The following is a 5,546-nucleotide window of genomic DNA, read 5'->3' on the forward strand; positions in this document are numbered from 1 at the left end:
GCCTGGACTGAACTTCGCCTATCTGGGGGATATTTGGGTAAAAATTAGCAACAAACGCCATGCAGATGTGGTCAGATAACTGTTTCAATTTTAGGTAAATTTACATACAATACGCGCTCTTTTTTAGGGTTGCCCACCATCGCGGCGGGTAGACCAGAACGAGCAGAATCTTTCGGAGATCCGTTAAACAATGGTTACAATTCGTTTATCGCGCGGTGGCGCAAAAAAACGTCCTTTTTATAATATTGTCGTGCAAGATAGTCGCAAAGCTCGCGACGGTCGTTACATCGAACGTGTAGGGTTCTATAATCCCAGCGCCGTGGAAAACGAAGAAGGCTTGCGCATCAATCAGGAACGTGTCGACTACTGGGTCGGAAAGGGCGCTCAATTGTCAGAGCGCGTCGCCAGCATTATCAAAAGTCAAAAGCAGTAATCCAGTCAAAACGACTTCCTGCAGTGGATCGTTGCCCCTGTTTGAGCGGGCAACGAAACCTGCAACCACAACATGGATGATCCAGCCCACCAATTCGTCGTTGTCGGTAAGGTTTCCAGTGCCTACGGTATAAAAGGCTGGCTTAAAATAAATTCCTTTACCGATCCCATCACGAATATTCTGCAATACGATCCTCTCTATCTGCAAAGCAGAGATAGCAGGCAATCCTGGGAGGCAATCAGGGTAAGCAACGGTCGTGCGCACGGGAAACAGGTCGTTATCCAGTTCGAAGGGGTTAATGACCGCAACCAGGCAGAATTATTGCGCGGTTTGGAAATTGCAGTTACCCGGGACCAATTACCCGAGCCGGAAGATGATGAATACTACTGGGTCGATCTGGAAGGCTTATCCGTCATCAACCTCGATGGCATCACACTCGGCGTGGTCGATTCAGTGATGGAAACCGGGGCTAACGATGTATTGGTAGTGAAAGGTGATAAAGAGCGGCTTATTCCTTATGTGATGGATGAATTTATTCATGCCATCGATCTGGATGCCGGTACGATCACCGTAGACTGGGATCCCGATTTTTAATCGGTAGACTATCATAGAGATTAACTGATGCGCATTGATGTCATTAGCCTGTTTCCCGAAATGTTTGATGCGGTGACGCAGCATGGAATAACACGACGCGCTATTGAAAATCAGTTACTCAATGTTGCAGTGTGGAATCCACGGGATTACACCACCGACAATCACCGCACAGTCGATGACCGGCCCTATGGCGGAGGCCCGGGAATGGTCATGATGGTGGAGCCATTAAAAAAAGCCATTGGAGATGCTCGCCAGGCCAGCGAACAGGCTACAGGCAGCAAAGCCACCGTTGTGTATTTATCACCACAAGGCAAACCGGTTGATCAGCAGTTATTGCAGCACGCAGCAATAACCCCGGGATTGGTGCTACTCGCCGGACGTTATGAGGGAGTCGACGAACGACTGATTGAATCGGAAGTGGATGAAGAATGGTCGATCGGGGATTATGTGCTAAGCGGTGGGGAAATCGCGGCCATGGCGATTATCGATGGTGTTACCCGATTGTTGCCGGGAGCATTGGGGCACGAGGATTCCGCCGACCAGGATTCATTCGTCAACGGTTTGCTCGATTATCCCCACTATACGCGCCCGGAACAGGTCAATGGCCAACGGGTTCCGGAGATCCTGCTCAGTGGTGACCATCAGGCCATTGAGCGCTGGCGCATGAAAATGGCATTAGGCCGTACCTGGGATCGACGGCCGGATTTACTGGACAAGTTGCAACTAACTGATTCCCAAAAAGAACTACTGGACGAGTATAGAAAAGAGCAGAAAGACGAGTAGATATTTGCGTAAATCGAGCTATTTTTAGATTCCGGGCTTCGAAATCGCCAATTATGAGCAAATTTGAGGTGTTATCGTAAGAAATTGTTCGGTATAATGCGCCGCACTGAGAAATGGAGCAGGACATGAGTAATATAATTCAACAACTTGAAGCTGAACAAATGAAAAAAGTCCCCGAATTCAATCCCGGGGATACTGTCGTGGTAAACGTAAAAGTTAAGGAAGGTACCCGTGAACGTACCCAGGCGTTTGAAGGCGTCGTTATTGCCAAGCGCAATCGTGGTATTAATTCTTCATTCACAGTTCGCAAGGTATCGCACGGCGAAGGTGTTGAGCGTGTGTTCCAGAGCCACAGTCCAAGCATCGATTCTGTTAAAGTGAAACGTCGTGGTGATGTACGACGCGCCAAGCTTTACTACCTGCGCAACCTTCAGGGTAAGGCAGCACGAATCAAAGAAAAGCTGTAATTTCCGAACCACAGATAATTGTCACCTATTAGTAGCGGGTGTTTGGTACAATACCAAACACCCGTTTGTTTTTATGGGGTGAACATTTTTTATGGAATATGAAAGCGTTGCCGGGATGTTTAGCAGGCTATTAATACTCGCGATTAATAAGAAAGGAAAATGGAGAATGTGAATTATGTCGGGCAGGGATTACCAACGATATGATGCCGTCATTGAAACGCCACTTCCCGGTCGCAACAACCGCCTTGCCATAGTTACCCAGGATGACAAGCTGCAAGAACTTTTATTTGTCAGTCAGTCCACTAAATTAAAACAACCGAAAACCACAGTCGCTAAAACTGTCGTGGAACAGCTGAAAGCCTATTTTTCAGATTCCGATTTCAAGTTTACCTTACCCCTGGAACCTCAAGGCACCCTGTACCAAAAACGTGTCTGGGACAAATTACGTAAATGTCCCACCGGTAAAGTGTGGACATATGGAGATCTTGCCAGGAAAATTCACAGTGCGCCACGCGCTGTTGGTAATGCATGCCGGCGAAATCCCATACCCATTGTTGTGCCTTGCCACCGAGTAGTGTCTGCCAATGGTATGGGCGGCTATGCCGGACACACGTCCGGAACGTTTTTGTCCATAAAGCAGTGGTTATTACAGCATGAATCAATTATCTAAGCTGAATGAAACGGTAATTCATGCTGCCAGTGAACAACAACTGGAAGCTTTTATTGATGCCATCTGGATGGAGCGTGGGTTAAGTGAGAATACGCTCAATGCCTACCGTGCCGATCTGTTTGGGTTAGCTAAATGGCTGTTTGCGCAATCCAGGCAAGATCTATTACATGCATCTCGTAGTCAGATACTGGATTATTTAACTTATCGAGTGAATCAAGGGACCAAGTCACGCTCTACGGCACGCTTGTTATCCAGTATCAAACGCTTCTATCAGTATTGCGTGCGGGAACAGTTAATCAAAGAAGATCCTAGCGACCGAATTGATGCGCCCAAGCTGGGCCGCTCTTTGCCAAAGTTCCTGTCGGAAGCAGAAGTTGAGGCTTTGCTGAATGCCCCGGATTTGAAAGATCCTTTAGGTGTGCGAGACCGCACCATGCTGGAACTGCTATATGCCACCGGGTTACGCGTGTCAGAACTGGTGAATCTTACAATCGATCAACTTAACCTGCGCCAGGGTGTGGTGCGTGTGCTGGGAAAAGGAAACAAGGAGCGACTGGTGCCCTTAGGCGAAGAGGCGTTATCCTGGCTGGATAAGTATCTCAACGACGCGCGACATCAAATAACACCAGCCGCGGCCAGTGATTATGTGTTCACTACCAGGCGCCATTCTGCCATGACGCGTCAGGCATTCTGGTATTTAGTCAAACGCTACGCTAATAAAGTAGGTATAAAAAAGCATTTAACCCCTCATACATTACGCCATTGTTTCGCAACTCATTTACTGAATCACGGCGCAGATTTGCGTGTGGTACAGATGTTATTGGGGCATAGTGATTTATCAACGACACAGATTTATACTCACGTAGCGCGGGAACGACTGCGCAGTTTGCACGCAGAGCATCACCCACGAGGTTAGATTGCACACTATCTGGTAGTAACTGCATAATTAAACATCATTTTTTAACTATTTTATCGGGGTAATAACATGCCGTCATTTGATGTAGTATCGGAAGTTGATATGCATGAGCTGACCAATGCCGTAGACCAGGCGAATCGCGAAGTGGGCAACCGGTTTGATTTTAAAGGTACTAATTCCAAAATCGAGCAAGTAGAAGCCGAAATTTCCATTATCAGCGAAAGTGACTTTCAGGTGCAGCAAATCCTGGATATTTTACAGAATAAAATGGTCAAACGCGGCATAGATATTGGATGTCTGGATATCCAGGAGCCTGTAACAACAGGCAAGGAAGTTCGTCAAAAAGTGATTGCCCGGCAGGGAATTGACAAGGATCTGGCCAGGAAAATAGTCAAACTGGTAAAAAATACCAAATTAAAAGTCCAGGCAGCGATCCAGGGTGACCAGGTGAGAGTGACTGGCAAAAAGCGTGATGAATTGCAGCAAATTATCACCATGCTGAAAGAATCCAAACTGGAATTGCCACTGCAATACACGAATTTTAGAGATTAGTACCCCATATTAGTACTTCAAATAGCTGGTTTTTAAATTTATTGAGAGGTTGTTATGAAAAAGGTTTTAATCCTTGTAGCGTTTATCATGGTATCTGGGCAAATTGTCTATGCAGCAGATGCCGACGTTGAGCAGGTTAAAAAGACGCTGCAAATGCTAATGCCTTCTGCCAAACCGGACAAAATCACCCAAACCCCCATTCCTGGATTGTATGAGGCAATATATGGTACCCAGGTGATTTACATGACCAAAGACGGACGTTACATGATCGAAGGCGATGTCTACGATGTGCAAAAACGGGTGAATCTTACAGAAGGCGTTCGTACCTCGGGTCGTAAAAAGGCACTGGCATCTTTGGATACAAAAAACATGATCGTGTTTAGTCCAAAAGACAAGAAACCAAAACATGTAATTACAGCCTTTACCGACATAGATTGCGGTTACTGTCGCAAGATGCATGCGGAAATGAAAAAATATAATGACCTTGGAATTGAGGTTCGTTATGCCGCTTTCCCTCGTTCCGGTTTGCAAACACCCTCTTATTTCAAGGCCGTCGCCGTTTGGTGCGCCAAGGATCGCAATAAAGCCATGACTTTTGCCAAGGGTGGTGCGAAGCTGGATCAACTGCAGGGGCTGGAGCAGGTCGCCAATAGCAAACCTTGCACAGATGCCATTGCCAGGCAATTGACTACTGCAAGAGATGTCGGTGTTACTGGAACACCATCATTGTTCATGGAAAGTGGTCAGATAATCCCCGGATATGTTCCGGCAGATCGCTTGATCAAAATGCTGGACGACGCCAAACAAAGCTAACAGGTTTCTTTTTAAATCAGGTTCAAACGGATCGATATAAAATTTTTTTGTTGGCGGGAATCTTTTGTGACTAATCGAGTTCCAGGCATACTGTGTATGCCTGGAACTTGTTGTTATAAGCTAAAGGAAATAAAGAGAAAGAACTATGGCCAGAGTTAAAGTGTATAGTACCGGTATTTGTCCCATATGCGATAAAGCAAAAAACTTGCTGACTAAATGGAGTATTCCCTATGACGAGTATCGCATCGATCAGGATAAGGATGCGCTAAAAGAAATGTTGCAGGTGTCCAATGGTGCTAAAACGGTTCCTCAAATTAC

Annotated in this window: 9 protein-coding genes; all 9 read left to right on the forward strand. The window is 46.3% G+C overall.

The window, feature by feature from the left end; genetic code table 11:
- The first annotated feature begins 190 nt into the window (after positions 1-190).
- Positions 191-433: a 30S ribosomal protein S16 gene (gene rpsP / locus ACWVCM_RS03150; protein WP_455200253.1), complete on the forward strand. Its 243-nt coding sequence runs from the start codon at positions 191-193 to the stop codon at positions 431-433.
- A 72-nt stretch (positions 434-505) separates the two neighbouring features.
- Complete coding sequence (gene rimM, locus ACWVCM_RS03155; RefSeq protein WP_455200254.1) at positions 506-1,027, forward strand: ribosome maturation factor RimM; 522 nt, start codon at positions 506-508, stop codon at positions 1,025-1,027.
- Positions 1,028-1,054: 27 nt separating this feature from the next.
- On the forward strand, positions 1,055-1,810 hold the full coding sequence (trmD, locus tag ACWVCM_RS03160) for a tRNA (guanosine(37)-N1)-methyltransferase TrmD (RefSeq protein WP_455200255.1): 756 nt from the start codon (positions 1,055-1,057) through the stop codon (positions 1,808-1,810).
- Positions 1,811-1,935: 125 nt separating this feature from the next.
- Entirely contained in the window at positions 1,936-2,277 is a 342-nt protein-coding gene (rplS, locus tag ACWVCM_RS03165; RefSeq protein WP_455200256.1) for a 50S ribosomal protein L19, read from the forward strand.
- Positions 2,278-2,452: 175 nt separating this feature from the next.
- A complete protein-coding gene (locus ACWVCM_RS03170) occupies positions 2,453-2,947 on the forward strand; it encodes a methylated-DNA--[protein]-cysteine S-methyltransferase (protein ID WP_455200257.1) in 495 nt (164 codons plus the stop codon).
- On the forward strand, positions 2,931-3,863 hold the full coding sequence (gene xerD / locus ACWVCM_RS03175; protein WP_455200258.1) for a site-specific tyrosine recombinase XerD: 933 nt from the start codon (positions 2,931-2,933) through the stop codon (positions 3,861-3,863). Before ACWVCM_RS03170 ends, xerD begins: the two co-directional genes overlap by 17 nt.
- A gap of 69 nt (positions 3,864-3,932) precedes the next feature.
- Positions 3,933-4,415, forward strand: coding sequence for a YajQ family cyclic di-GMP-binding protein (locus ACWVCM_RS03180; RefSeq protein ID WP_455200259.1), 483 nt, complete (start codon positions 3,933-3,935; stop codon positions 4,413-4,415).
- A 54-nt stretch (positions 4,416-4,469) separates the two neighbouring features.
- The gene (locus ACWVCM_RS03185; protein WP_455200260.1) at positions 4,470-5,228 is read left to right on the forward strand and encodes a DsbC family protein; all 759 of its coding nucleotides are present in this window, start codon (positions 4,470-4,472) and stop codon (positions 5,226-5,228) included.
- Positions 5,229-5,373: 145 nt separating this feature from the next.
- Positions 5,374-5,546, forward strand: a 173-nt coding sequence (locus ACWVCM_RS03190; protein WP_455200261.1) for a glutaredoxin domain-containing protein, incomplete at its 3' end; no start/stop codon positions are given.

It is taken from the genome of Kaarinaea lacus (assembly GCF_975902315.1).